This is a genomic window from Pseudomonas protegens, assembly GCF_003732485.1.
GTDB lineage: Bacteria > Pseudomonadota > Gammaproteobacteria > Pseudomonadales > Pseudomonadaceae > Aquipseudomonas > Aquipseudomonas protegens_B.
The window spans coordinates 17356-18686 of sequence record NZ_MOAK01000025.1 but is presented as its reverse complement, the minus strand read 5'-3'; the positions used below and the strand labels follow the sequence as shown (position 1 = coordinate 18686).

Annotated in this window: 1 protein-coding gene; it reads left to right on the top strand. The window is 61.5% G+C overall.

Annotated elements, in window-relative coordinates; translation table 11 throughout:
* A partial coding sequence (locus tag BLX41_RS34260) for an immunoglobulin-like domain-containing protein (RefSeq protein ID WP_404942731.1) occupies nt 1-1331 on the top strand: 1331 nt, incomplete at both ends.

Here is a 1331-nt window from a genome sequence, read left to right as displayed (position 1 = left end):
TGAGCCTGACGGCCACTGAGTCTGTGGCCGAGGGCGGCTCTATCGTCTACACCGCCACCCTGACCAATGCCGCGGGTACGCCTGTTACGGTCACGCTCTCCAACGGTGCCGTGATCACCATTGCGGCCGGTGCCACTTCGGGCACTGCAACCGTTGCCGCGCCAGCCGACGACGTCTACAAGGATGCCGGTAAAGTTGAAGTGACCATCAGCAAGGCTGACGGTGGCAACTTCGAGCAGCTGGTAACCAACCCAGCTCCAGCCGTCACCGACGTCACCGATACCATCGACACCTCGACCATCAGCCTGACCGCCACGCCAAGCGTGGCCGAAGGCGGCATCGTGGTGTACACCGCGTCGGTAACCGCGCCGGTAACCGGTTCGCCGGTTGTGGTGACCCTGTCCAACGGCCAGACCATCACCATTCCGGTGGGCGAGTCTTCCGCCACCGTGAACTTCACCGCGCCCAATGATGCCCTGGCCGGTGGCAGCTCCTTGAGCACCACCATTACCAAGGCCGATGGCGGTAACTACGAGAAACTGGAAATCAGCGATAAACCCGCTGAAACCAGCGTTACCGATACGCCGGATACAACCACTCTGAGCCTGAGTGCTACCGACTCCGTGGCCGAAGGTGGTTCCATCGTTTACACCGCCACCCTGACCAATGCCGCTGGCACACCGGTTACCGTAACCCTGAGCAACGGCGCGGTGATCACCATCGCTGCGGGCGCCACCACGGGTACAGCCACCGTTGCCGCACCAGCCGACGACGTCTACAAGGATGCCGGAAAAGTCGAAGCCACCATCACTAAAGCGGACGGCGGCAATTTCGAGAACCTGGTGACCAATCCAGCGCCTGCCGTGACTGATGTCACCGATACCATCGACACCTCGACCATCAGCCTGACCGCTACACCAAGCGTCGCCGAAGGCGGCATCGTGGTATACACCGCGTCGGTCTCGGCGCCGGTTACCGGTTCGCCGGTCGTGGTGACTCTGTCCAACGGTCAGACCATCACCATCCCAGTTGGCGAAAGCCAAGGTTCGGTGAATTTCACCGCTCCGAACGACGCTCTGGCCGGTGGCAGCTCTCTGAGCACCACCATTACCAAGGCCGATGGCGGTAACTACGAGAAACTGGAAATCAGCGATAAACCCGCTGAAACCAGCGTGACCGATACACCGGATACAACGACGCTGAGCCTGACGGCCACTGAGTCTGTGGCCGAGGGCGGCTCTATCGTCTACACCGCTACTCTGACCAACGCTGCCGGTACTCCGGTCACCGTGACCCTGTCTAACGGTGCGGTGATCACCATCGCAGCCGGT